Origin of the sequence: Franconibacter helveticus LMG 23732, from assembly GCF_000463115.2 — a bacterium.
Taxonomy (GTDB): domain Bacteria; phylum Pseudomonadota; class Gammaproteobacteria; order Enterobacterales; family Enterobacteriaceae; genus Franconibacter; species Franconibacter helveticus.
This window is the reverse complement of record NZ_AWFX01000024.1, coordinates 67,060-90,879: the sequence shown is the minus strand read 5'-3', so window position 1 is coordinate 90,879 and position 23,820 is coordinate 67,060. Positions and strand designations below refer to the sequence as shown.

General features: G+C 57.2%; 22 protein-coding genes, 1 tRNA gene and 1 riboswitch. Of the genes, 14 read left to right on the top strand and 9 right to left on the bottom strand.

Annotation, left to right across the window (positions count from 1 at the left end; all coding sequences use genetic code 11):
• The first annotated feature begins 46 nt into the window (after window positions 1-46).
• The 3 genes from tolC to DW56_RS06715 all read left to right on the top strand — a co-directional run bounded on the left by tolC (window position 47) and on the right by DW56_RS06715 (window position 3,583).
• Complete coding sequence (gene tolC / locus DW56_RS06725) at window positions 47-1,579, top strand: outer membrane channel protein TolC (protein ID WP_024551355.1); 1,533 nt, start codon at window positions 47-49, stop codon at window positions 1,577-1,579.
• A 157-nt stretch (window positions 1,580-1,736) separates the two neighbouring features.
• Window positions 1,737-2,417, top strand: a complete 681-nt coding sequence (locus DW56_RS06720) for a DUF1190 family protein (RefSeq protein WP_024551356.1) — start codon at window positions 1,737-1,739, stop codon at window positions 2,415-2,417.
• Between the two features lie 5 nt (window positions 2,418-2,422).
• Entirely contained in the window at window positions 2,423-3,583 is a 1,161-nt protein-coding gene (locus DW56_RS06715) for a glutathionylspermidine synthase family protein (protein ID WP_024551357.1), read from the top strand.
• A 29-nt stretch (window positions 3,584-3,612) separates the two neighbouring features.
• Here DW56_RS06715 and ygiD read toward each other — a convergent pair whose 3' ends face one another.
• Window positions 3,613-4,401, bottom strand: coding sequence for a 4,5-DOPA-extradiol-dioxygenase (gene ygiD / locus DW56_RS06710; protein WP_024551358.1), 789 nt, complete (start codon window positions 4,399-4,401; stop codon window positions 3,613-3,615).
• A gap of 196 nt (window positions 4,402-4,597) precedes the next feature.
• Here ygiD and zupT point away from each other — a divergent pair, with 196 nt between their 5' ends.
• On the top strand, window positions 4,598-5,377 hold the full coding sequence (zupT, locus tag DW56_RS06705; RefSeq protein WP_024562056.1) for a zinc transporter ZupT: 780 nt from the start codon (window positions 4,598-4,600) through the stop codon (window positions 5,375-5,377).
• Between the two features lie 49 nt (window positions 5,378-5,426).
• On the opposite strand, the gene ribB is transcribed toward zupT, so the two are convergent.
• On the bottom strand, window positions 5,427-6,080 hold the full coding sequence (ribB, locus tag DW56_RS06700; RefSeq protein ID WP_024562055.1) for a 3,4-dihydroxy-2-butanone-4-phosphate synthase: 654 nt from the start codon (window positions 6,078-6,080) through the stop codon (window positions 5,427-5,429).
• Window positions 6,081-6,189: 109 nt separating this feature from the next.
• Window positions 6,190-6,338: riboswitch (FMN riboswitch) on the bottom strand.
• Between the two features lie 123 nt (window positions 6,339-6,461).
• On the opposite strand from ribB, the gene ubiK reads away from it, so the two are divergent.
• Entirely contained in the window at window positions 6,462-6,833 is a 372-nt protein-coding gene (gene ubiK / locus DW56_RS06690) for a ubiquinone biosynthesis accessory factor UbiK (protein ID WP_024554268.1), read from the top strand.
• 48 nt (window positions 6,834-6,881) lie between these two features.
• On the opposite strand, the gene hldE is transcribed toward ubiK, so the two are convergent.
• From hldE to DW56_RS06675, 3 genes are all read right to left on the bottom strand, one after another.
• The gene (hldE, locus tag DW56_RS06685; RefSeq protein ID WP_024554269.1) at window positions 6,882-8,309 is read right to left on the bottom strand and encodes a bifunctional D-glycero-beta-D-manno-heptose-7-phosphate kinase/D-glycero-beta-D-manno-heptose 1-phosphate adenylyltransferase HldE; all 1,428 of its coding nucleotides are present in this window, start codon (window positions 8,307-8,309) and stop codon (window positions 6,882-6,884) included.
• A gap of 67 nt (window positions 8,310-8,376) precedes the next feature.
• Window positions 8,377-11,214, bottom strand: a complete 2,838-nt coding sequence (glnE, locus tag DW56_RS06680) for a bifunctional [glutamate--ammonia ligase]-adenylyl-L-tyrosine phosphorylase/[glutamate--ammonia-ligase] adenylyltransferase (protein WP_024562054.1) — start codon at window positions 11,212-11,214, stop codon at window positions 8,377-8,379.
• A 17-nt stretch (window positions 11,215-11,231) separates the two neighbouring features.
• Entirely contained in the window at window positions 11,232-12,533 is a 1,302-nt protein-coding gene (locus tag DW56_RS06675) for a CYTH domain-containing protein (RefSeq protein ID WP_024552833.1), read from the bottom strand.
• A 248-nt stretch (window positions 12,534-12,781) separates the two neighbouring features.
• Between DW56_RS06675 and DW56_RS06670 the strand changes: the two genes are divergently transcribed.
• Together DW56_RS06670 and DW56_RS06665 are read left to right on the top strand one after the other, a co-directional pair.
• Window positions 12,782-13,402 carry a TIGR04211 family SH3 domain-containing protein gene (locus DW56_RS06670; RefSeq protein ID WP_024552834.1) on the top strand — a complete coding sequence of 207 codons (621 nt, stop codon included), beginning with the start codon at window positions 12,782-12,784 and terminating at the stop codon, window positions 13,400-13,402.
• A gap of 98 nt (window positions 13,403-13,500) precedes the next feature.
• Window positions 13,501-14,748 (top strand): multifunctional CCA addition/repair protein, encoded by a 1,248-nt coding sequence (locus tag DW56_RS06665; RefSeq protein ID WP_024552835.1) that lies wholly within the window; start codon window positions 13,501-13,503, stop codon window positions 14,746-14,748.
• 4 nt (window positions 14,749-14,752) lie between these two features.
• Here the strand turns inward: DW56_RS06665 and bacA are convergent, their stop codons facing one another.
• A complete protein-coding gene (gene bacA, locus DW56_RS06660; protein WP_024552836.1) occupies window positions 14,753-15,571 on the bottom strand; it encodes an undecaprenyl-diphosphate phosphatase in 819 nt (272 codons plus the stop codon).
• A gap of 125 nt (window positions 15,572-15,696) precedes the next feature.
• Entirely contained in the window at window positions 15,697-16,056 is a 360-nt protein-coding gene (folB, locus tag DW56_RS06655) for a bifunctional dihydroneopterin aldolase/7,8-dihydroneopterin epimerase (RefSeq protein WP_024552837.1), read from the bottom strand.
• A gap of 106 nt (window positions 16,057-16,162) precedes the next feature.
• Between folB and plsY the strand changes: the two genes are divergently transcribed.
• Window positions 16,163-16,789 carry a glycerol-3-phosphate 1-O-acyltransferase PlsY gene (plsY, locus tag DW56_RS06650; protein ID WP_024552838.1) on the top strand — a complete coding sequence of 209 codons (627 nt, stop codon included), beginning with the start codon at window positions 16,163-16,165 and terminating at the stop codon, window positions 16,787-16,789.
• Between the two features lie 34 nt (window positions 16,790-16,823).
• Here plsY and tsaD read toward each other — a convergent pair whose 3' ends face one another.
• Window positions 16,824-17,840, bottom strand: a complete 1,017-nt coding sequence (gene tsaD, locus DW56_RS06645) for a tRNA (adenosine(37)-N6)-threonylcarbamoyltransferase complex transferase subunit TsaD (protein WP_024552839.1) — start codon at window positions 17,838-17,840, stop codon at window positions 16,824-16,826.
• Between the two features lie 34 nt (window positions 17,841-17,874).
• On the opposite strand from tsaD, the gene DW56_RS22340 reads away from it, so the two are divergent.
• The 5 genes from DW56_RS22340 to DW56_RS06620 all read left to right on the top strand — a co-directional run bounded on the left by DW56_RS22340 (window position 17,875) and on the right by DW56_RS06620 (window position 22,799).
• A complete protein-coding gene (locus DW56_RS22340) occupies window positions 17,875-18,072 on the top strand; it encodes a hypothetical protein (RefSeq protein WP_139152811.1) in 198 nt (65 codons plus the stop codon).
• Window positions 18,073-18,089: 17 nt separating this feature from the next.
• Window positions 18,090-18,305, top strand: coding sequence for a 30S ribosomal protein S21 (gene rpsU / locus DW56_RS06635; protein ID WP_001144069.1), 216 nt, complete (start codon window positions 18,090-18,092; stop codon window positions 18,303-18,305).
• A gap of 114 nt (window positions 18,306-18,419) precedes the next feature.
• Window positions 18,420-20,165: a DNA primase gene (dnaG, locus tag DW56_RS06630; protein ID WP_024552841.1), complete on the top strand. Its 1,746-nt coding sequence runs from the start codon at window positions 18,420-18,422 to the stop codon at window positions 20,163-20,165.
• A 152-nt stretch (window positions 20,166-20,317) separates the two neighbouring features.
• Window positions 20,318-22,156, top strand: a complete 1,839-nt coding sequence (rpoD, locus tag DW56_RS06625; RefSeq protein ID WP_024552842.1) for an RNA polymerase sigma factor RpoD — start codon at window positions 20,318-20,320, stop codon at window positions 22,154-22,156.
• A 220-nt stretch (window positions 22,157-22,376) separates the two neighbouring features.
• The gene (locus tag DW56_RS06620) at window positions 22,377-22,799 is read left to right on the top strand and encodes a hypothetical protein (protein WP_024552843.1); all 423 of its coding nucleotides are present in this window, start codon (window positions 22,377-22,379) and stop codon (window positions 22,797-22,799) included.
• 263 nt (window positions 22,800-23,062) lie between these two features.
• On the opposite strand, the gene mug is transcribed toward DW56_RS06620, so the two are convergent.
• Window positions 23,063-23,569, bottom strand: coding sequence for a G/U mismatch-specific DNA glycosylase (gene mug / locus DW56_RS06615; protein WP_024552844.1), 507 nt, complete (start codon window positions 23,567-23,569; stop codon window positions 23,063-23,065).
• A 127-nt stretch (window positions 23,570-23,696) separates the two neighbouring features.
• On the opposite strand from mug, the gene DW56_RS06610 reads away from it, so the two are divergent.
• Window positions 23,697-23,772 (top strand) — tRNA-Ile (locus DW56_RS06610).
• Window positions 23,773-23,820: the final 48 nt, after the last annotated feature.

Genomic DNA, 23,820 nt, shown 5'->3' with positions numbered 1-23,820 from the left:
TTCTGTCAGCGCTAACAATATTTTTGCTTCACAACAAGGAATGCAAATGAAGAAACTGCTCCCCATCCTTATCGGTCTGAGCCTGACGGGTTTCAGCGCCATGAGCCAGGCAGAGAACCTGTTGCAGGTTTATCAGCAGGCACGTTTAAGTAACCCGGATCTTCGTCGATCCGCTGCTGACCGTGACGCCGCATTCGAAAAAATTAACGAAGCACGCAGCCCCTTGCTGCCGCAGTTAGGTCTGGGTGCCGATTACACCTATACCAGCGGCTTTCGCGATAGCGACGGCGTAAATTCCAGTGTCACCAGCGGCTCGCTGCAACTGACCCAGACTATCTTTGATATGTCGAGATGGCGCGCCCTGACGTTGCAGGAAAAAACCGCAGGCGTCCAGGATGTCACTTATCAGACAGACCAGCAGACGCTGATCCTCAACACCGCTACCGCCTATTTTAACGTACTGAGCGCCATTGACGCCCTTTCTTACACAGAAGCGCAAAAACAGGCGATTTACCGCCAGTTGGATCAAACCACCCAGCGCTTTAACGTAGGCCTGGTTGCGATTACCGACGTGCAGAACGCCCGCTCCCAGTACGATACGGTGCTGGCGAACGAAGTGACCGCGCGCAACAATCTGGATAACGCAGTAGAACAACTGCGCCAGGTAAGCGGCAACTACTATCCGCAGCTTGCTTCTCTGAACGTTGATACTTTCAAAACCAACAAGCCGGACAACGTCAACGCACTGCTGAAGGAAGCGGAAAACCGCAACCTGACCCTGTTGCAGGCGCGTCTGAGCCAGGATCTGGCGCGTGAGCAGATCCGCTACGCGGAAACCGGTCACCTGCCGACGCTGGGCTTAACCGCCTCCAGCAGCGTCTCCGACACCTCTTACAGCGGCAGCGCGACGCGTGGAAACGCCATCAGCAGTTCGAGTTACGCAGACCGTAATATCGGTCAGAACTCTGTCGGCCTGAGCTTCAATCTGCCGATCTACAGCGGCGGTTCGGTAACGTCGCAGGTCAAACAGGCGCAGTTTAACTTCGTCAGCGCCAGCGAGCAGTTGGAAAGCGCGCACCGCAGCGTGATCCAGACCGTGCGTTCTTCCTGGAACAACATCAACGCTTCTATCAGCAGCATTAAAGCTTATGAGCAGGCCGTGGTTTCCGCGCAAAGCTCTCTGGACGCTTCTGAAGCGGGTTACGCGGTAGGTACGCGTACCATTGTCGACGTACTGGATGCGACCACCACGCTTTACAACGCGAAACAGCAGCTTTCCAGCGCGCGTTATAACTACCTGATCAACCAGCTCAACATTAAAGCGGCGCTCGGTACGCTTAATGAACAGGATCTGGTTGCGCTGAACACGACGCTCGGCAAGCCGATCCCGACTTCGCCGGAAAGCGTAGCGCCGGAGAATCCGCAGCAGGACGCCGCGGTAGACAGCTTCACTGCGAATGTTAATGCCGCCGCTAATGGCGAAGGCAACGACGCAGCGATGTCGACCGCCCAACCTGCCGCTTCGGTACAACCTGCCGCGGCCAGCCGCACCTCTGGCGCAAACCCGTTCCGCCAGTAATTGCCCTTCAGGCGTGATGCGTCAGCGCGCATCACGCCTTTACGTAAGGCAACGTAAAGATCCCCTGCCCTCGCGGCCCTCCGCTTTAATTTCAACCACTCATCCACTATCCTGAGCACCATAACTGTGCAATATCTCTGGGGCCAGGAAGAAAATAATGAAACGGACAAAACAGATAAATCACGCTACGTTCCGCAAAAGCTGGAACGCGCGTCACCTTACACCGGTGGCCTTTGCGGTCACCGCGGTCTTTATGCTTGCCGGTTGCGAAAAAAGCGATGAAACCGTACAGATGTTTCAGAACGCGGATGACTGCTCGCAAGCCAACCCGGGCAAAAGCGCCGAGTGCACCACGGCCTATAACAACGCCCTGAAAGAAGCCGAGCGCACCGCGCCGAAGTATGCCACTCGTGAAGATTGCGTGGCGGAATTCGGCGAAGGGCAGTGCCAGCAGGCGCCTGCTCAGGCAGGCATGGCGGGAAGCGGTTCAACGGAAAACCAGGCGCAGGCGCAGAGCAGCGGCAGTTTCTGGATGCCGCTGATGGCGGGCTACATGATGGGCCGTCTGATGGGCGGCGGCATGGGCTTCGCGCAGCAGCCGCTTTTCAGCTCCCGTAACCCGGCAAGCCCGGCTTACGGCCAATATACCGACGCCAGCGGCAAGAGCTACGGCGCCGCGCAACCGGGCCGTACCGCTACGGTTCCTAAAACCGCGCTGGCGCCGAAGCCGGCAACCACCAGCACTATTACTCGCGGCGGTTTCGGTGAAACGGTAGCGAAGCAAAGCGCGATGCAACGCAGCGCGGTGGGCACTGGCTCCCGCTCAATGGGCGGCTAAACGCAATGGAAAGAATCGCTATCAGCGAGCGCCCGGACTGGCGCGAGAAAGCAACCGAATACGGCTTCAACTTTCACACCATGTACGGCGAGCCATACTGGTGTGAAGAGGCTTATTACAAACTGACGCTGGCGCAGGTTGAACGCCTTGAGGCGGTAACGGAAGAGCTGCATCAGATGTGTTTGCAGGTGGTGGAAAAAGTGGTCGCCAGCGACGAGCTGATGGCTAAATTTCGCATTCCTAAGCACACCTGGGAGTTTGTCCGCCAGTCATGGCGTACGCAGCAACCTTCGCTTTACTCACGTCTCGATCTCGCCTGGGACGGCGCAGGCGATCCGAAGCTGCTGGAGAATAACGCCGATACGCCAACCTCTCTGTACGAAGCCGCTTTTTTTCAGTGGATCTGGCTTGAAGATCAGCTCAACGCAGGCAAGCTGCCCGCGGGCAGCGATCAGTTCAACAGTTTGCAGGAACAGCTGATTGCGCGCTTCGCCGAGCTGAAAGAGCAGCACGGCTTTAACCTGTTGCACTTCGCCTGCTGTCGCGACACGGTTGAAGATCGCGGCACGGTGCAGTATCTACAAGACTGCGCCGCCGAAGCGCAGCTGCCAGGCGAATTCCTGTTTATTGAAGATATTGGCCTTGGCGAAAAAGGACAGTTTACCGATCTTCAGGATCAGGTTATCGGCAACTTGTTCAAGCTCTACCCGTGGGAGCATATGCTGCGCGAGATGTTCTCCACCAAACTTGAAGATGCAGGCGTACGCTGGCTGGAGCCTGCCTGGAAGAGCATTATCTCGAATAAGGCGCTGCTGCCGATGCTCTGGCAAATGTTCCCTAACCATCCGAATTTGCTTCCTGCCTATTTTGCCGAAGACGATCACCCGGAGCTGGCGAAATATGTTATGAAGCCAATCTTCTCACGGGAAGGGGCCAACGTTTCTATCGTCGAAAACGGCCAGCCGATCGCGCAGGTAGAAGGGCCTTATGGCGAAGAAGGGATGATCGTCCAGCAGTTCCACCCGCTTCCTAAGTTTGGCGAAAGCTATACGCTGATCGGCAGCTGGTTGATTAACGATCGGGCGGCAGGCATCGGGATCCGTGAAGACCGCGAGCTTATCACGCAGGATCTCTCCCGCTTTTACCCGCACATTTTTGTTGAATAACTCGAATGGCGCGGCTAACGCGCCATTTTTTATCCCACCTGCACCGAAAGCATACTGAGAGACCCCATTTCCATTCCCTCTACCGGCACGCTCAATGGCTCCTCGCCATTCCACGCGCCAAGCACATAGAGTAACGGCAAAAAATGCTCCGGCGTAGGGTTCGACAGGCTGCCGCCTTCATGGTTGAGATAATTCACCAGCGGGTGCGACTGCGCTTCGCCCTGCCAGCGCAGGTTTTCTTTAACAAAGTTATTGAACGATTCCGCCCAGGCATAGGGTGCGCTTTCGCCATGCCAGCGCGCCGTGCGCAGGTTATGGACGACGTTGCCGCTCGCCACCAGCATGACGCCTTCATCACGCAACTGCGCCAGCTTTTTGCCTTGTTCATAATGCCAGACGGGCGGTTTGGTGCTGTCTATACTCAGTTGCACCATGGGGATATCAGCCTCAGGGTACATTTTAATCAGCACGCCCCAGGAGCCATGGTCAAATCCCCAGGCTTCGCGATCGAGCGTCACCGGCACTGGCGCAAGCAGTTCCGCCACGCGATGCGCAAGTTCAGGCGAACCGGGCGCAGGGTAACGCGTATCGAAAAGCGCCTGTGGAAAGTTACCGAAATCGTGAAGGGTTTCTGGCTGCTCCATAGCCGTCACGCCTGTACCGCGCGTATACCAGTGAGCCGAGACCACAACTATCGCTTTCGGGCGCGGCAAGGTATCGCCAAGCTGGCGCCAGGCGCGGGTATAATGATTGTCCTCCAGCACATTCATAGGGCTTCCGTGGCCAAGAAAAAGTGCGGGCATGCGAGAAGAAGCCATGGTGATATCCTTAATAAAGCGGAGTCGTTAATGGCTTCAACCTTACGCGCTTTGATGGCAGGAAGAACTCAGATAAGCATGATGATCATCATCAGAAATTTTGAATGTAAGAAATGTGTAAAAGACCCTGCGGTTACTCGACCTTTATTGTCCGGCCCTTTACATTAATGAGAATCATTATCATAAGGAGCGTTTCATGTCTGTGCCTCTGATCCTGACGTTACTGGCGGGCGGCGCCACTTTTATCGGCGCTTTTTTAGGGGTTCTCGGCCAGCGGCCATCTAACCGCCTGCTGGCGTTTTCGCTGGGCTTTGCCGCAGGCATCATGCTGCTCATTTCGCTGATGGAAATGCTGCCTGCCGCGTTGCATGAAGAGGGAATGTCGCCAGTACTGGGTTATGGCATGTTCATTGTTGGTTTGCTTGGCTACTTCGCCCTGGACCGCATGCTGCCGCACGCGCACCCGCAGGATTTACTGGATAAAGGCCACGGCGAAGCGCACGGCGTGCGTAATTTACGGCGTACCGCTCTGCTGCTGACGCTTGGCATCAGCCTGCATAACTTCCCGGAAGGGGTCGCCACGTTCGTTACCGCCAGCAATAACCTGGAGTTGGGCTTTGGCATTGCGCTCGCCGTTGCGCTGCACAATATTCCCGAAGGGCTGGCGGTGGCCGGGCCGGTTTATGCCGCAACGGGCTCTAAACGTAAAGCGGTGATCTGGGCAGGCGTTTCCGGTCTTGCGGAGATTATCGGCGGCGTGCTGGCATGGCTTATTCTGGGCTCGATGGTGTCGCCAGTGGTTATGGCTTCCATCATGGCTGCGGTGGCGGGGATCATGGTGGCGCTTTCAGTCGACGAGCTGATGCCGCTTGCTAAAGAGATAGACCCGCATAATAACCCAAGCTATGGCGTGCTGTGCGGCATGTCGGTAATGGGTTTTAGCCTGACGCTGCTGCAAACCAGCGGCATCGGCTGAAAAAAAAGCCCGGTATAAAAACCGGGCTTTTTACTGTTCGCTTTACGCCTTAGCTGGCTTTACGCGCATGCGCCTGGCGGTAAGCCACCAGATCTTCAATCGTGACGACAGCCATATTGTGCTGCTTCGCAAAAGCGATGCACTCCGGCGCGCGCGCCATTGAGCCGTCGTCGTTCGTCAGTTCACACAGCACGCCTGCTGGCTTAAAGCCCGCAAGCGTAACCAGATCGATAGTCGCCTCAGTGTGGCCGCCGCGCGTCAGCACGCCGCCCGGCTGCGCGCGCAGCGGGAAAACGTGGCCCGGACGGTTGAGGTCGGACGGCTTAGCGTCATCGGCAATCGCCGCGCGAATCGTCGTAATGCGGTCAGCAGCGGAAACGCCGGTGGTGACCCCGCGCGCCGCTTCAATCGTCACCGTAAAGCCGGTGCCGTAGGCGCTGGTGTTATTTTCCACCATCATCGGCAGATCGAGCTGCTGGCGGCGCTCGTCGGTAAGGCACAGGCAGACAATGCCGCTGCCGTGGCGAATAGTCAGCGCCATTTGTTCAATGGTCATGGTTTCGGCGGCGAAGATCATATCGCCTTCGTTTTCACGGTCTTCGTCGTCAAGCACCATCACACCGCGATGTTCACGCAGCGCGGCCAGCGCGTTTTCCACGCGTTCAAGCGGAGTACCAAAAGAGGAAAGAAGCGTCTGATTCATGGTAAAGAAACCTCATTAAAATTATGGATTACCAGAATCAGGGCGGTCTTAGGAGTGCCGAAAAGCGGCCAAAAAAATAACGTGAGCGGACGGCATGCCGTCGCTTGATCGTTACTCTCTCCCATCCGGACTTTAACCGTCGGCCCCGGAATTTCACCGGATCTGCTGACCTTCAGAAACAACCTGAAGCGCTCGCGGGCTTTCAGCGTTCGCTGATTTACCGCCGGTGGGGAATTTCGCCCCGCCCTGAGAATAAGCGGGTTAACTATAACGCCAATGATTATTGTCGGCAATGTATTCGATTCAAACATTTCCGGTTTATCCCCTCGGGATCAGGGATTACAATTAAAGTTCAAACCGTTGAAGATCAGGGAAACCGCTATGATTGACCCGAAGAAAATTGAACAGATCGCCCGTCAGGTCCAGGAATCGATGCCAAAAGGGATCCGCGAGTTCGGGGAAGATGTCGAGAAGAAGATCCGCCAGGTTCTGCAATCCCAGCTGTCGCGCCTTGACCTGGTGAGCCGCGAGGAATTTGATGTACAAACTCAGGTGCTGTTGCGCACCCGTGAAAAACTGACTGCGCTTGAACAGCGCCTGACCGAGCTGGAAAACCGTGGTACCGGTACGCCTGCTGCGGCTTCAGCGACCACGACAACCGCTACGCCTGCGACGGCGGCGGCAGTTACCGCCGAGCCGGTTACCCCGCCGCCGGCTATTCCGCCGGTCGATAATATCGAAAAGCAGGACTAACCGTCGTTTTCAGGCCCCCTGCCGGAGCACGGGGCCTGAGCCGTTCAGTTAGCTGTTTTTCTGTATTTTTTTGATGATATTGGTGGTAGAGCAACCATCTTCAAAGTTGAGCACCAGCACGTCGCCGCCGTTGGCCCACACTTCTTTACTGCCTGCGATCTCTTCGGGCTTATAATCGCCGCCTTTAACCAGCAGATCCGGCAGGATTTCGCCGATCAGTCGCTGCGGCGTATCTTCCTCAAAAGAGACCACCCAGTCTACCGCCTCCAGCGCGCCGAGGACGACCATGCGCTGCTCAAGCGGGTTAACCGGACGCGTCTCGCCTTTCAGACGTTTGGTCGAGGCGTCGCTGTTTACGGCTACGATAAGACGGTCGCCCAGCTTGCGCGCGTTCGCCAGATAAGAGACGTGGCCTGCGTGCAAAATGTCGAACACGCCGTTGGTCATAACCACTTTCTCGCCGCGCTTGCGCGCAGCCTGCACCGCCTCTTTCAGCCCCTGCTCGGTCATGACGCCGAAGCCGGTCTCTGAACGCCCGCGCACCGCATTTTCCAGCTCGATGGGCGAAACGGTCGACGTACCCAGCTTGCCGACCACCACGCCCGCCGCGGCGTTAGCGAAATAGCAGGCTTCTTCCAGCGTGTTGCCTGCCGCAAGCGTTGCCGCGAGTACGCCGATAACGGTGTCGCCTGCGCCGGTCACGTCATAAACTTCCTGCGCCTGCGTCGGCAGATGGAACGGTTCTTTGCCCGGTTGCAGCAGCGTCATGCCCTGCTCGGAACGGGTGACCAGCAGCGCCGAAAGCTCGTAATCGGCAATCAGTTTCATGCCGCGCTCGACAATCTCTTGCTCGCTTTTGCATTTGCCGACAACCGCTTCAAATTCAGAGAGGTTCGGCGTAAGCAGCGTCGCGCCGCGATAGCGTTCGAACTCGGTGCCTTTCGGGTCGATAAGCACCGGTACGCCCGCCTTGCGCGCAAGCTTAATCATCTGCTGTACGCTGGCTAACGCCCCTTTGGCGTAATCGGAAAGCACCAGCGCGCCAATCTGCCCCAGCGCCTGGTTAATGCGCTCGTGCAGCGGTTCCGGGTCTACGCCTTCGAAACCCTCTTCGAAATCAAGACGAATCAGCTGCTGGTTGCGGGAAAGCACACGCAGTTTGGTGATGGTCGGGTGCGTCGGCACCGAGACGAAATCACATTTGACGTTTACGCCCGCCAGCGTCTGGCTTAGGGCGCGCGCCGCATCGTCAATGCCGGTAAGTCCCACAAGGCGGGAATTCGCGCCGAGGGAGGCGATGTTCATCGCCACGTTGGCCGCGCCACCCGGGCGCTCTTCGATAGTATCGACTTTCACTACCGGCACGGGCGCTTCTGGTGAAATGCGGCTGGTGGGGCCATACCAGTAGCGGTCCAGCATCACATCGCCCACTACCATGACGCCTGCGCGCTCGAATTCGGGCAGCGTTACTTTCATTCCTGACTCTCCTGAGAGACACCAAAATTTGCGCGCGATGATAGCATAATTACGCTCAATCGCACGGTTAAGGCAGCAGCCAGCGCCGCCAGCTTGCGCGCACCTGCTCGCGTTCCGGGTTAAACGCCCCCTGCTCTACGTGGCCCGGCAATTCCTGAAGCGCCAGATGATGCAGCTCGTCGCGAAGCGTAACGTAAGCGTGGGTTAACGCTTTCGCTTCCGCCTCTTCCATAATGTCGTTTTGCGCCAGCAGCTCAAGAATGCGCACATTATCGGACCAGCGCGTCAACTTCGGCTTCTGCCCGGCGTAGCGCAGCACCAGGTACTGGGTGATGAACTCGATATCGGTAATTCCGCCTTCATCTGCTTTGATATCGAAGCGATCGCGATGCTTATTGCCAAGGTGCGCACGCATTTTTTCACGCATTTCCCGCACTTCAGTTTGCAGCTTCTCGCCTTCCCGCGTACCGGAGAGAATGTGGTGGCGGATCTCGTCGAAGCGAGATTTAAGCTGCGGCTCGCCGTAGACGATGCGGGCGCGCACCAGGGCCTGATGTTCCCAGGTCCAGGCTTCGTTTTGTTGATAATCGGCGAAAGCGTCTGTCGTGGTGACCAACATGCCAGCCGCGCCTGACGGGCGCAGACGGGCGTCCACTTCGTACAAAATGCCTGATGAAGTTCGGGTGCTGAAAAGGTGCATAATGCGCTGCGCAAGCCGCAGATAAAACTGACGCCCGTCGATTTCCCGCTCGCCATCGGTCATCACTTCCACCGGACAATCGTGCAGAAAGACCAAATCGAGATCGGAGCTGTAGCCCAGCTCCCAGCCGCCGAGCTTACCGTAACCCACAACCGCGAAACCGCGGCCTTCACGGTCGCGCAGGTGCGTCGGCTGGCCGTAGCGCGCCACCATCTGGCCCCAGGCCTGCTGCACAACGGCGTCGATAATCGCTTCCGCAAGCCATGTTAAGTGATCGCTCACTTTCATCACGGGAAGCGTGCCGGCGATATCTGCCGCCGCCACGCGCAGCAATTGCGCCTGCTTAAACTGACGCAGCGCCTCAAGCTGCTGCTCTTCATCGTCGTCCGGCACGCGCAGCAGGTACTGGCGCAGCTCGTCGCGATAGGCATTCATCGCCGTTGGCTGATAAAGGGTATTGGGGTCGAGCAACTCATCCAGCAGCAGCGGGTAGCGCGCCAGTTGCCCCGCCACCATCGGCGAGGCGGCGCACAGACGAATAAGATGTTTCAGCGCGCCGGGAAATTCCGTTAACAATTCCAGATAAGTGGTGCGGGTGACGATGCCGGAAAGCAACGGCGTAAGGCGCGACAGCGGCACCGCCGCATTATTGCTGGCGCACACTTCGCAGAGCAGGCGCGGCATTAGCTGGTCCAGCACCTGACGACCGCGCGGGCCAATAGTGCGTTTGTCTGTCTCACGGCGAAAATCGGTCAGCAGCGACAGCACCCGGGCGCGGCACTCCTCGCTAAGGTGAGCCAGCACCGGCGTGGCGTCGTCGGCGTCGAGCGCGTCATGCCATAACTCACGCCAGCCTTCGTTAAGCTTGTCCTCTTCCGCATCAGGCTCGTCGTCGCCGATAAGCTCGTTAAAGACGCGGCGCACCGCCGCCATGTGTTCATCGAGCGCCGCGTGCATGCTTTCCCATTCTTCGGCGCCCATCGCCCAGGCGAGCCGGGCGCGGTTAAGTTCATCGCCGGGCAGCGTCTGGGTTTGCTCGTCATTAATGCTTTGCAGCAGGTTTTCAAGGCGGCGTAAAAAGAGATACGACTCGCGAAGCCGCGCGGCATCGCCTTCGGGCAGCAGGTGAAGCTGTTCGATAGCCGCAAGCGTCGGCAGCAGCGAACGCGACTGCAAAGCCGGCTCGCGCCCGCCGCGGATCAGCTGGAATACCTGCACGATAAATTCGGTTTCGCGAATGCCGCCCGCGCCGAGCTTGATGTTATCGGTCAGGCCGCGGCGGCGCACCTCGCGGGCAATCATGCTCTTCATATTGCGCAGCGACTGGATCACGCTGAAGTCGATATAGCGGCGGAAAACAAACGGGCGCAGCATGGCGCGCAACTCCTGGCTCCACGCGTCGTCTTTGTCGCCCATGATGCGGGCTTTCACCATCGCATAGCGCTCCCAGTCGCGCCCCTGCTCCTGGTAATAATCTTCCAGCGCGGCGAAACTCAGCACCAGCGGGCCGCTGTCGCCGAAGGGGCGCAGCCGCATATCCACGCGGTAGACAAATCCATCCTGGGTGGGCTGGTCGAGCGCTTTAATGAGCCGCTGGCCGAGGCGGGTAAAGAACTGGGCATTGTCCAGCTCGCGCCTTCCCCCCTGCGTTACGCCGTTTTCGGGCCAGGCGAAAATTAAATCAATGTCTGAGGAGAAGTTCAGCTCGCCGCCGCCAAGCTTGCCCATGCCCAAAATCATCAGCGGCTGCGGCACGCCCTGCGCGTTGCACGGCGTTCCCCACTCTTTGCAGCAGGCGGCGTAAAGCCAGTCGCGGGCGGCGACAATCAGCGTTTCAGCAAGCTGGCTGAGCTGTTGCAGCGTCTCTTCAGTAGAAAGAAGCGAGAGCGTCTGCGCCCAGGCGATACGCACCATAATGCGGCGACGAAACAGCCGCAGCGCGCGCATCAGCGTCGCTTCGTCGTGCACTTCCTGTAGCGTCTCGTGCAGCAAGGCAGGGTAAGCCTGCCACTCCTGCGCCTGCGGCGGCGACTGCTGAAGCTCGCTTAGCCACTCCGGATGCGCGCTGACCGCTTCACGAACAAAGTCGCTGAAGGTCAGCGCCGCGCGGGCGTCGTCGTTATGAATTGCGCCGTCGAGGGCGGCGGGAAGCCGCTCCGTTACGGTTTGCCAGTGCTGTTGCAAAACTGAAGAGAGCGGCTTCATGGTGGGTTTCCCTGCGGTTATTTTTTCCCGCTGTGCAGCCAGAACGGCGCCTGCGAGATAGCCTCGTTGCGGAAATGTTCTATCTCAATACGCTGGCGGGTTTCAATGGCGTGACGCAATCCCTGCCAGTTTTCCAGCCAGAAAAGCGCGACGGTTTCATCATAGACGCCAGCCAGCAGCCGCAGCGCGTCCAGCTCGCGCGAAAGACGCGGCAGCTGATCGCCGTAGCGATCGCCCAGCGGCTGTGCAAAAGCGCTCTTCAGTTCAGAAGCGTGGCGGGAAAGATTGATATCGGCGAAGCGTTTGAACGAGTCCGCCATTTTCTGGCGCGCTTTGTCATCAAGAAACGGCTGCCAGCCGCGGGAGATCAGCCAGTCGGTCAGCGTCAGCCGGGCTGTGCTTTGTTCCGCGCTGTAAGCAACGGTCTCTGCCGACGCTTCCGAAGCCAGCGTTGCTTCGCACTGGGTCAGCAGGTCGCGTAAGCGAGTGCTTGCTTTTCTTGGCACGATAGCGCCGAACAGCGCCAGCGTATGGCGCACAAGGCCAATCGCCTCCTGCACATGGTATTTTGCTTTTTCATTGCCGCGCAGCCAAAGCTCTTCATGATAAAGCCAGTGGTCAAGCGCCAGCTCCAGCGCGGCTTCCATTCCCTGTTCAACCGTGGCTTTCGGCGGCAGCTTAAGCAGCGTCAGCGGTTTGATTTCCCGTTTCGGGTTGCCCTGCGCAAGATGATAGCCGCGGGCGGCTTTGCTGAGGTTGCCCTGGCGCAGGCCGGGTTGCGAAACCAGCTGGCGCGCAAGTTTCAGCACGTCGGCCGGGTTGCCGGAAAGCAGCTCAAGCTCCAGTTCGCAAATCGGCTCCGCATGCTCGCCCGCTTTCACTTCACCGAGATCCAGGGCCAGCTCGATGCGGCTTTCGCCTTGCGTCACGACCCATCTCTCACGATGAAAATCGGTGCTGAATAACGGCTGCGCCGCTGCCTGCATCGCCTGCGGCGTCAGCCCTTCCGGCCAGATTTCCGCCGGGAAGCGCGCCAGGTCCAGTTCGGGTTTTTCAAGCGCAATATTGTACTCGGGGCGCTGATGAAGGCCGCCAACCGTACGGCCTGCGATTTTGATCGTCATCTCATAGCAGCCGTTATCGCCGCGAATACGCAGCCCCATGCCGTGCTGGCGCAGCTGTTTATCCGGCGTCTCGTAATAGATATTAAGCAGTTGGCGGGGGGCGCTGTGTTCAGCGCTAAGGCCGCCGAGCGTTGCGCGCAGCGCATCAACGTGAGCGGGATGGACGATAAATTTCAGTTCGATTTCCTGAGCCATAGTCTCTGATTTCTGGTTGCGTCACACCGGAAGAAATTCCAGCGAACTTAATAGCCTGGTATCTGTCAGTAGATAGTATTTTGCGGAAAATTGCCACGTTTCAGGCAGAGAAGCCGCAGTAAAACCCTTGAGCCGCGGGGGCAGCGCGCGAAGGATGACCAGGATGATTCTCATTCAGGTTTGCGCTTTGCATCGTCAGACTGTTGCCACTACTATCGTTCCACATTTCCGACAATAATGACCCGATAATGCAGAAATTACGCCTTATTTGCTTTTCTTTGCTCGCGCTTGGCATCACTACCGCAGCCCATGCCGATGAAAAACGTTACGTTTCGGATGAGCTGAATACCTGGGTCCGCAGCGGCCCGGGTGATAATTATCGCCTGGTCGGCACGCTGAACGCCGGCGAGGAAGTGACGCTGTTGCAAAGCAATGACAGCACGAATTACGGCCAGGTGCGCGACAGCAACGGCCGTACCGCCTGGATCCCGCTCGGGCAGTTAAAAGCGGAGCCCAGCCTGCGCACCCGGGTGCCGGACCTGGAAAACCAAGTCAATACGCTAACGCAGAAGCTTAACAATATTGATGCCACCTGGAACCAGCGCACCGCCGACATGCAGAAAAAAGTGGCGGCGAGCGACAGCGTGATTAACGGGCTGAAAGAACAAAACCAGAAGCTGAAGAACGAACTGATCGTGGCGCAAAAGAAAGTGAACGCCGCGAATATTCAGCTGGATGATAAACAGCGCACCATCATTATGCAGTGGTTTATGTATGGCGGCGGCGTGCTGGGCGTGGGGCTGCTACTGGGGCTGCTGCTGCCGCACATGATCCCAAGCCGTAAACGAAAAGACCGCTGGATGAACTGATCTCCCTTCGGGCAGCGCTACGCTGCCCTTTTCTTTCGCCATCTCCTCTACACTTAACGTATTATCTGTCGGCAAAATTGAGAGCTGGAGAAAGTTGGGTGAAGAGTTATCTGGTTGGCGGCGCAGTACGGGACGCCCTGTTGGGCTTACCGGTGAAAGACAGAGACTGGGTGGTAGTCGGCGCTACGCCGCAGGAGATGCTGGATAACGGTTATCAGCAGGTAGGAAAAGATTTCCCGGTCTTTTTGCATCCGCATAGCCATGAAGAGTACGCGCTGGCGCGCACCGAGCGCAAATCGGGACAAGGGTATACCGGTTTTACCTGTTACGCCGCGCCGGATGTGACGCTGGAGCAGGATCTGCTGCGCCGCGATCTCACCATTAACGCCATCGCCCAGGATGAAAACGGCGGCTACATCGACCCTTATCACGGCCGCGCCGATATTGAAAAACGGCTGCTGCGCCATGTTTCTCCCGCGTTTAGCGAAGATCCGCTGCGCGTGCTGCGCGTTGCCCGCTTCGCCGCCCGCTATGCCCACCTTAATTTTCGAATCGCGCCAGAGACTCTTGAACTGATGCGCGACATGGCGCATAACGGCGAGCTGGCGCACCTGACGCCGGAGCGCGTCTGGAAAGAGACCGAAAACGCGCTTACCAGCCGCAATCCGCAAGTGTTTTTCATGGTGCTGCGTGAATGTGACGCCCTGAAAGTGCTTTTTCCGGAACTGGATGCGCTGTTTGGCGTACCGGCGCCGGAAAAGTGGCACCCGGAGATAGACACCGGCATTCACACGCTGATGACGCTTTCCATGGCGACCATGCTAAGCCCGGCGGTGGACGTGCGTTTCGCTGCCCTGCTTCACGATCTCGGCAAAGGGCTAACGCCGAAGCACCTGTGGCCGCGTCACCACGGTCACGGCCCGGCAGGCGTAAGGCTGGTGGAAAAAGTCTGCCAGCGGTTTCGCGTGCCGAATGACATCCGCGATCTCGCCAGACTGGTGGCGGAATTCCACGATCTCATCCACACCTTCCCTGTTCTGAAGCCGCGCACCATTGTTAATCTGTTTGATTCCATCGACGCCTGGCGCAAGCCGCAGCGCGTTGAGCAGATCGCCATTACCAGCGAAGCGGACGTACGCGGACGCACCGGCTTTGAAGCGAACGATTATCCACAGGGTCGTTTGCTGCGCGAGGCATGGGAAGTGGCGAAAAGCGTCTCGCCCAAAGAGGTGGTGGAGGCAGGCTTTACCGGCGCAGATATTCGCGAGGAGTTAACTAAACGGCGTATTCGCGCGGTGGCGAACTGGAAAGCGGAGCGTTGCCCCCAGCCGCAGGCTGAGGGCTGACGCTTTACATAAAGACGAGGTAGACCGCACCCGCCACGATAAAGCGATAGATGGCGAACGGAATAAACGAGATGCGCTTAATAAGATGCAGGAAAGTTTTAATTGCAACCAGCGCCACGATAAACGCGGTGATGAAGCCCACCGCGAACATCGGCAGATCGTTCATTGTTAAAAAGCCAATGCTTTTATAGAGATCGAGCGCGGTGGCGCCCATCATCATCGGCACCGCCAGCAGGAACGAGAACTCAGAGGCCGCGTAGCGGCTAACTCCCATCAGCATGCCGCCGGAAATGGTCGCCCCCGAGCGCGAGAAGCCAGGCCACAGCGCCAGACACTGGAAGCAGCCAATCATGAACGCCTGGCGGTAAGTCATGTCGTCAAGGCCCAGCGCGCGCGGCTCTTTGGGCTTCAGGCATTCAGCGGCAATCAACAGCAAGCCGCCGACCACCAACGCATACATCACGTTTATTGGGTTAAACAGCGACTTGATGGTGTCGTGAAATACCAGCCCCAGCACTACGGCGGGCACCATGCCGAGCAGAATATGGATGAGCGAAAGCCGGCCTTTGCCGGTGCCTTCGTGCGGCGGATGACCAAAATGAATGCCGATAAGCCCAAACAGGCGACGCCAGAACATCACGACCACCGCCAGAATGGAGCCGAGCTGGATAACGACTTCAAAGGTTTTCGCCGTCTCGCCTTCAAAGCCCAGCAGGTGACCGACGATAATCATATGGCCGGTACTGGAAACAGGCAGGAACTCCGTCAGCCCTTCAACCACGCCAAGTATCGCCGCCACGAGCAGCGAATGCATATCACTCATTAACTAACCCTCGTACCCCAAAAAATGACATAAAAAAGCGGCTGACGCATCACGACAGCCGCGAAAGGTCCTGCTGTAAGACCGGTATACCCGCGTTTGGTTTAATCATTATGAAATTAAATGATTTATTTAGGATTATTGCCACGCTCAATGATGACGCCGACATTCGCCGCCTGCGCGACGGCGCCAGGCTTACTGACTTTAATACGCACCCAGGGCGCATTGAAACGCGTAAGGATGATTTGCGCTACCTCTTCAGCCACGCGCTCCACCAACGCGAAGCGGCCTTGCTCTACGTGGTTGACAACCGCTTGCGTCACGTCGGCATAGCTCAGGCAGTCGTTCACGTCGTCACTGCTTGCCGCCGCCCGGTTATCCCATGCGATTTCGATATCGAACACCAGCTTTTGTTGAATGGTCTGTTCCCAGTCATACACGCCAATAGTGGTAATTACCGAAAGCTGCTCTATAAATACAATATCCATCACGCCCTGCCTGTTTTTGGGTCAGCCGGATACCACTTCCGGCGAAATATGCGTATTATCCACAGATGCAGCAAATAAAACGACATTTTCACAACGGAACAGCGTCATGAGTGCAATCGCGCCTGGAATGATCCTCCTCGCGTATCTTTGCGGCTCAATTTCCAGCGCCATTCTGGTCTGCCGCATCGCGGGTCTGCCAGACCCACGCGACAGTGGATCCGGCAATCCCGGAGCGACCAACGTCCTGCGAATTGGTGGTAAGGGAGCAGCCGCAGCGGTACTGATTTTCGACGTCCTGAAAGGGATGCTGCCAGTCTGGGGCGCTTATGCGCTGGGCGTGACGCCGTTCTGGCTTGGGCTTATCGCCATCGCCGCCTGTCTTGGCCATATCTGGCCGGTCTTCTTTAATTTTCGTGGCGGCAAGGGCGTGGCCACCGCTTTCGGCGCCATTGCGCCGATAGGCTGGGACTTGACTGGCGTAATGGCCGGCACCTGGCTGCTGACGGTGCTGTTGAGCGGTTATTCTTCGCTTGGCGCAATCATCAGCGCGCTGGTGGCGCCGTTTTATGTCTGGTGGTTTAAACCGCAGTTTACCTTCCCGGTCTCGATGCTCTCCTGTTTAATCCTGCTGCGCCATCACGACAATATCCAGCGGCTCTGGCGTGGCCAGGAGACCCGCATCTGGGAAAAACTACGCAAAAGACGGGCGCTGAAGGCACAAAAAAAGGAGTGAACATTCACTCCTTTTTTATTGCTTCGCCTGACGGTTACTGCGCTGGCGGCAGCTCCGCCAGCGGCCAGCGCGGGCGTACGGTGACGCCAAGGCCCGCCGCGCCGCCCGCCTTCAGACGCACCATTCCGGCGTACGCTATCATCGCGCCGTTATCCGTGCAGAATTCCGGACGCGCGTAAAAAACTTCGCCTTTCCGCTTTTCCATCATCTCTGCAAGGCGCGCGCGCAGCGTGCGGTTAGCGCTTACGCCGCCTGCCATCACCAGCCGCTTAAAGCCGGTTTGATCCAGCGCGCGGCGGCATTTGATCATCAGCGTATCCACTACCGCATCTTCAAACGCGCGCGAAATATCGGCACGGGTTTGATCATCGTTGCCGTTATCGCGAATGGTATTCGCGGCGAAGGTTTTCAGGCCGGAGAAGCTGAAATCCAGCCCCGGGCGGTCGGTCATTGGGCGCGGAAAGGTAAAACGCCCCGCCACGCCCTGAGCCGCAAGCTTAGAGAGCATCGGGCCGCCGGGATAATCCAGCCCCAGCAGTTTAGCGGTTTTGTCGAACGCTTCGCCCGCCGCATCGTCGATGGATTCGCCGAGCAGTTCATATTCGCCGATGCCGGTCACGCTAATCAGCTGGGTATGGCCGCCGGAGACCAGCAGCGCCACAAAGGGAAATTCAGGCGGATTATCTTCCAGCATAGGCGCCAGCAGGTGGCCTTCCATATGGTGCACCGGGATCGCCGGCACATCCCAGGCAAACGCCAGCGCGCGGCCTACGGTGGCTCCAACCAGCAGCGCGCCGACCAGCCCTGGCCCTGCGGTATAAGCTACCGCGTCGATCGCCTGCGCTTCCAGGCCCGCCTCTTTCAGCGCGGCCTGGATTAGCGGCACGGTTTTGCGCACGTGGTCGCGCGAGGCGAGCTCCGGCACGACGCCGCCGTAGTCAGCATGCAGTTTTACCTGACTATACAATTGGTTGGCTAACAGCCCTTTCTCATCGTCATAAATGGCGATGCCGGTTTCATCACAGGATGTCTCAATACCCAGTACACGCATGGCTTTTTTACCTCTTTCGCATGGCGCGCAGTGTATGACGGTACGCCTGCGATGTAAAACTTTGCTCAACCCAGGCGGGCGGCTCGTGTATAATGCCGCCCCCTGGAAGCAACTGCACAAAAAGCAGGTTTCTGCCGCTGCTGATGCTTTACAAAGCAGCAGCAATTGCAGTAAAATTCCGCACCATTTTGAAATAAGCTGGCGTTTTGATGCCAGCAGCAAACCGAATTAATCAAAGGTGAGAGGCACATGCCGGTAATTAAAGTACGTGAAAACGAGCCGTTCGACGTTGCACTGCGTCGCTTCAAGCGTTCCTGTGAGAAAGCAGGTGTTCTGGCGGAAGTTCGTCGTCGTGAATTCTATGAAAAACCGACTACCGAACGTAAACGCGCCAAAGCTTCCGCTGTGAAACGTCACGCGAAGAAACTGGCTCGCGAAAACGCACGCCGTACTCGTCTGTACTAATTCCCTGAGGGGCATCTCCCCTCAGCGACAGACAGAGTTGTAGTTGTAGAGGCCGTGCTTCCGAAAGGAATGCGCGGCTTATTTTCGTTTATGGACTGATAAAAAACGGGGCTTATGGCTGGACGAATCCCACGTGTCTTTATCAATGACCTGTTGGCTCGCACCGATATCGTCGACCTGATTGACGCACGCGTAAAGCTCAAGAAACAGGGCAAGAATTATCATGCGTGCTGTCCTTTCCATAACGAGAAAACCCCCTCTTTCACCGTAAACGGTGAAAAACAGTTTTATCACTGCTTCGGCTGCGGCGCGCACGGCAACGCCATCGACTTTCTGATGAACTACGACAAGCTCGAGTTCGTTGAAACCGTCGAGGAACTGGCGGCCATGCATAATCTCGACGTGCCCTATGAAGCAGGCAACGGTCCCAGCCAGATTGAACGCCATCAACGCCAGACGCTGTACGAACTGCTCGACGGCCTGAATGCGTTTTATCAGCAGGCGCTGGCGCAGCCGGGCGCTGAACCGGCCCGTGAGTATTTGCAAAAGCGCGGCCTGAGCGAAGAGGTGATTCGCCACTTCGCCATCGGTTACGCGCCGCCGGGCTGGGATAACGTGCTTAAGCGCTTCGGCGGCAACGGCGAGAACCGCAAATCGTTAATCGATGCGGGCATGCTGGTGACCAACGATCAGGGCCGTAGTTACGACCGTTTCCGCGAGCGGGTGATGTTCCCCATTCGCGACAAGCGAGGCCGCGTTATCGGCTTTGGCGGTCGTGTGCTGGGCGATGCCTTGCCGAAGTACCTGAACTCCCCGGAAACCGAGATTTTCCACAAGGGCCGCCAGCTATATGGCCTTTATGAAGCGCAGCAAAGCGACCCGAACCCTTCTCGCCTGTTAGTGGTTGAAGGGTATATGGACGTTGTGGCGCTCGGCCAGTACGGCATTAACTATGCGGTGGCGTCGCTAGGCACCTCAACCACAGCGGAGCATATTCAAATGCTCTTCAGGGTGACCAACACTGTCATCTGCTGTTACGACGGTGACCGCGCGGGACGCAGCGCCGCCTGGCGGGCGCTGGAAACGGCCCTGCCGTACATGACCGACGGGCGTCAGCTACGCTTTATGTTTCTGCCCGATGGTGAAGACCCGGATACGCTGGTGCGCAAAGAGGGCAAAGCAGCGTTTGAACAGCGAATGGAGCAGGCGCAGCCGCTTTCCACTTTTCTGTTTAACACTCTGCTGCCGCAGGTGGATTTAAGTTCGCCGGACGGTCGCGCGCAGCTCAGCACGCTGGCGCTGCCCTTAATCAGCCAGGTGCCCGGCGAAACGTTGCGTATTTATCTGCGCCAGGAGCTTGGCAACAAGCTCGGCATTCTGGACGACAGCCAGCTTGAGCGGCTGATGCCCCGACAATCGGATAATGCCCAATCGCGCCCGGCGCCGACGCTAAAACGCACAACCATGCGTATACTGATAGGGTTGCTGGTGCAAAACCCGGAGCTGGCGCCGCTGGTGCCGTCGCTTGCGGGGCTTGATGAAAGCAAATTGCCTGGCCTCGCGCTCTTCGCCGAATTGGTGAAGACGTGTCTTTCGCAGCCTGGTCTGACCACCGGTCAGCTGCTTGAGCACTATCGCGGCACAAAAGAGGCCGCCGCCCTTGAAAAACTCGCAACCTGGGACGATATAGCAGATAAGGACATCGCAGAAAAAACGTTCACGGACTCGCTGGACCATCTTTTCGATTCAGCGCTGGAGTTAAGATTAACGGAATTAATCGCCCGCTCGCGCACGCATGGGCTTACGCCAGCGGAGCGAGAAGAAGTACGCGTGATAACCGAAGCACGCGCCAAAAAATAAATTTCCGCGGCTTAATTGCCGATTATATATCGGGACACCCCCGAAAGCCGCATGACGGGCAGCGGCAATAAAAGAAATTAGCTCGCAATGTTATTGTTGGCGGCAACGCCTACCGACACCAACCCTCATGAAACAAGTGTGGATACCGTCTTATGGAGCAAAACCCGCAGTCACAGCTGAAGCTTCTTGTCACTCGTGGTAAGGAGCAAGGCTATCTGACCTATGCTGAGGTCAATGACCATCTGCCGGAAGATATTGTCGACTCCGACCAGATCGAAGACATCATTCAGATGATCAACGACATGGGCATCCAGGTAATGGAAGAGGCCCCGGACGCCGACGATCTGATGCTGGCGGAAAACACAGCGGATGAAGATGCTGCCGAAGCCGCCGCGCAGGTGCTTTCCAGCGTGGAATCTGAAATCGGGCGTACCACCGACCCGGTGCGCATGTATATGCGCGAAATGGGTACCGTAGAACTTCTGACGCGTGAAGGCGAAATCGACATCGCCAAACGCATCGAAGATGGTATCAACCAGGTACAGTGCTCTGTTGCAGAATACCCGGAAGCGATCACCTATCTGCTGGAGCAGTACGATCGCGTAGAAGCAGGCGAAGCCCGCCTGTCCGATCTCATCACCGGCTTTGTCGATCCCAATGCGGAAGAAGAGATGGCGCCGACCGCCACTCACGTCGGCTCTGAACTCTCTCAGGAAGAGATGGATGATGACGAGGATGAAGACGAAGAGTCTGACGACGACAGCAGCGATGATGACAACAGCATCGACCCGGAACTGGCGCGCGAGAAGTTTGTCGAGCTGCGCACCCAGTACGAAGTCACCCGCGATACCATCAAAGCCAAAGGCCGCAGCAACGCCGCTGCGCAGGAAGAGATCCTGAAGCTTTCTGAAGTCTTTAAGCAGTTCCGTCTGGTGCCGAAGCAGTTCGACTACCTGGTGAACAACATGCGCGCCATGATGGACCGCGTACGTACCCAGGAACGCATCATCATGAAGCTGTGCGTTGAGCAGTGCAAAATGCCGAAGAAGAACTTTATTACGCTCTTCACCGGCAACGAAACCAGCGAAACCTGGTTCAACGCCGCTGTCGCCATGAACAAGCCGTGGTCTGAGAAGCTCAACGACGTGGCGGAAGATGTGCATCGCAGCCTGCAAAAGTTGCAGCAGATTGAAGAAGAGACCGGCCTGACCATCGAGCAGGTTAAAGACATCAACCGTCGCATGTCTATCGGCGAAGCTAAAGCCCGCCGTGCGAAGAAAGAGATGGTGGAAGCGAACCTGCGTCTGGTGATTTCTATCGCCAAGAAATACACCAACCGCGGCTTGCAGTTCCTCGACCTGATTCAGGAAGGCAACATCGGCCTGATGAAAGCGGTGGATAAGTTTGAATACCGCCGTGGCTATAAGTTCTCTACTTACGCCACCTGGTGGATCCGTCAGGCTATCACCCGCTCCATCGCCGACCAGGCGCGTACCATCCGTATTCCGGTGCATATGATTGAGACCATCAACAAGCTCAACCGTATTTCGCGCCAGATGCTACAGGAGATGGGCCGCGAGCCGACGCCGGAAGAGCTGGCCGAGCGCATGCTGATGCCGGAAGATAAAATCCGTAAAGTGCTGAAAATCGCCAAAGAGCCTATCTCCATGGAAACGCCGATCGGCGACGATGAAGATTCGCATCTGGGGGACTTTATCGAGGATACCACCCTCGAGCTGCCGCTGGACTCCGCGACCACGGAAAGCCTGCGCGCCGCCACGCACGACGTGCTGGCAGGCCTGACCGCCCGCGAAGCGAAAGTACTGCGTATGCGTTTCGGTATTGACATGAATACCGACCATACGCTGGAAGAAGTGGGTAAACAGTTCGACGTTACCCGCGAACGTATCCGTCAGATCGAAGCGAAGGCGCTGCGCAAGCTGCGTCATCCGAGCCGCTCTGAAGTGCTGCGCAGCTTCCTCGACGATTAATCGTCGCTTCCTGATTAAGCCCTCCTCGCGAGGGCTTTTTTATTGCCGCTTTTCCTGCCCTGCCTGATAGCGCTCGCCATGCTGCTTTGTTTTGTGAGCATGCCGGTTAGTTAAGGAAAATTCATTTGTCAGGATTATGTTTCGTAATGTAATTTCCCTCTGTTTGAGCCAATCGAACCGGCTTCGTGTGTTTTTAAACACAGCAAGGAACCCCATACGAATGAATAAAATGATGCTAGCGACGCTTTGCGTCGTTCTGGCAGGCTGCGTAAACAAGTCTCAAAAGCCTGATTCTCTGGTTACGCCTGTGTCTGCTCAGCCTGCCGCAGTGGCGCCGCAGCCGGTTTCTCCGCCGCGTGCTGAACAGGACACCAGCAGCCTGATGGCGCACGAGACCTGCCGCAAGGAGCTGGAAGCGCTGCGAGCCTACGGACCGCGCACCTATAACCGTTACGCCGGCGAAATGGCGGCGCTGACCGCGAAGACCAGCAAGTTCCTTTCGGTGAAAGAGGACCTGAACCCGCGCATAAATGAGCTTGTTATGAGCGCTTATCAGTCACGCATGCAGACGCTCTGCTACAAAATTGAGACCTCGCTCGGCCAGATGCTGGTCGACCAGGCGACAGCCAACCTCGCTGAATAACGCAAAAACCGCCTCTCAGAAGGCGGTTTTTGTTTAACTTTGTCGCGCTCCGGGCAGGAGAAGCGAAGCGCCGCTGTCATCAACATACTGTGTCCCCCGCTTTCCTACTCTCCTTATGCGAAGAAAAGATATAAGGGGCTAACGTTCCAGCTTGCCACCCTGCTGTCGCCTGGAGAAGCGAAACGCCGCTGGCTTTGCCCTTCTCCCGGCAAAGGGACGGAACACCGGGTGAATGATTTTGCACAATACGAATCGTAACTGCCCTAGCGTCCCCGCATCGCCAGCGCTTCATCCAGTTCGCTATAGGCCTCAACCAGCTTATCCAGCGAGGCGCGGTTCAAACCGCTCGGGTTCGGCAACACCCACACTTCCGTTTCGCCAATGGTAATAACCTGCTTTCCCCACTTCACGCCGCGCTGGCTGAATGCCTGCTCAAACGCTTTCTTTCCCAGCACCGCCAGCGCGTGCGGCTGATACTGTTCAATCTTCTGCACAAGCAAACGCCCGCCTTCATGCAGCTCCTGCTTTGCCACTTCGCTCGCCTGCACCGTAGGGCGCTCAACCAGCATGGTGATGCCGCAGCGGGTATCCAGCAGCTCATGCTCTTCTTCAGGCTTAAGCTGGCGTTCAGTAAACCCGGCCTGATGAATAACCTTCCAGAAACGGTTGCCCGGGTGGGCGAAGTGATACCCGGTGTGCGCCGACGACTTGCCGGGGTTAATTCCACAAAAAACCACGCGCAGCCCTGGCGCGATGATATCGGTGATCATATCTATCCCCTGATAACCTACAGATTCTTAAAGTATAAAGCCTGGCGGAGAGGTTGCTTAGAAAAACAGCATACGTTACCGCGCAGGCTGGATTGACACCGCCACTTCCTTTATAATCCAGCGCCACGGCCCCTTAGCTCAGTGGTTAGAGCAGGCGACTCATAATCGCTTGGTCGTTGGTTCAAACCCAACAGGGGCCACCAAATTTTAGCTGTAAAATCATATAATTAAGCCACCTCGCAAGGGTGGCT

Bases quoted from the DNA above. Each gene is read 5' to 3' on its own strand.
- tolC (WP_024551355.1), top strand. From the start codon at position 47: ATGAAGAAACTGCTCCCCATCCTTATCGGTCTGAGCCTGACGGGTTTC.
- DW56_RS06720 (WP_024551356.1), top strand. From the start codon at position 1,737: ATGAAACGGACAAAACAGATAAATCACGCTACGTTCCGCAAAAGCTGG.
- DW56_RS06715 (WP_024551357.1), top strand. From the start codon at position 2,423: ATGGAAAGAATCGCTATCAGCGAGCGCCCGGACTGGCGCGAGAAAGCA.
- ygiD (WP_024551358.1), bottom strand. From the start codon at position 4,401: ATGGCTTCTTCTCGCATGCCCGCACTTTTTCTTGGCCACGGAAGCCCT.
- zupT (WP_024562056.1), top strand. From the start codon at position 4,598: ATGTCTGTGCCTCTGATCCTGACGTTACTGGCGGGCGGCGCCACTTTT.
- ribB (WP_024562055.1), bottom strand. From the start codon at position 6,080: ATGAATCAGACGCTTCTTTCCTCTTTTGGTACTCCGCTTGAACGCGTG.
- ubiK (WP_024554268.1), top strand. From the start codon at position 6,462: ATGATTGACCCGAAGAAAATTGAACAGATCGCCCGTCAGGTCCAGGAA.
- hldE (WP_024554269.1), bottom strand. From the start codon at position 8,309: ATGAAAGTAACGCTGCCCGAATTCGAGCGCGCAGGCGTCATGGTAGTG.
- glnE (WP_024562054.1), bottom strand. From the start codon at position 11,214: ATGAAGCCGCTCTCTTCAGTTTTGCAACAGCACTGGCAAACCGTAACG.
- DW56_RS06675 (WP_024552833.1), bottom strand. From the start codon at position 12,533: ATGGCTCAGGAAATCGAACTGAAATTTATCGTCCATCCCGCTCACGTT.
- DW56_RS06670 (WP_024552834.1), top strand. From the start codon at position 12,782: ATGCAGAAATTACGCCTTATTTGCTTTTCTTTGCTCGCGCTTGGCATC.
- bacA (WP_024552836.1), bottom strand. From the start codon at position 15,571: ATGAGTGATATGCATTCGCTGCTCGTGGCGGCGATACTTGGCGTGGTT.
- folB (WP_024552837.1), bottom strand. From the start codon at position 16,056: ATGGATATTGTATTTATAGAGCAGCTTTCGGTAATTACCACTATTGGC.
- plsY (WP_024552838.1), top strand. From the start codon at position 16,163: ATGAGTGCAATCGCGCCTGGAATGATCCTCCTCGCGTATCTTTGCGGC.
- tsaD (WP_024552839.1), bottom strand. From the start codon at position 17,840: ATGCGTGTACTGGGTATTGAGACATCCTGTGATGAAACCGGCATCGCC.
- DW56_RS22340 (WP_139152811.1), top strand. From the start codon at position 17,875: ATGACGGTACGCCTGCGATGTAAAACTTTGCTCAACCCAGGCGGGCGG.
- rpsU (WP_001144069.1), top strand. From the start codon at position 18,090: ATGCCGGTAATTAAAGTACGTGAAAACGAGCCGTTCGACGTTGCACTG.
- dnaG (WP_024552841.1), top strand. From the start codon at position 18,420: ATGGCTGGACGAATCCCACGTGTCTTTATCAATGACCTGTTGGCTCGC.
- rpoD (WP_024552842.1), top strand. From the start codon at position 20,318: ATGGAGCAAAACCCGCAGTCACAGCTGAAGCTTCTTGTCACTCGTGGT.
- DW56_RS06620 (WP_024552843.1), top strand. From the start codon at position 22,377: ATGAATAAAATGATGCTAGCGACGCTTTGCGTCGTTCTGGCAGGCTGC.
- mug (WP_024552844.1), bottom strand. From the start codon at position 23,569: ATGATCACCGATATCATCGCGCCAGGGCTGCGCGTGGTTTTTTGTGGA.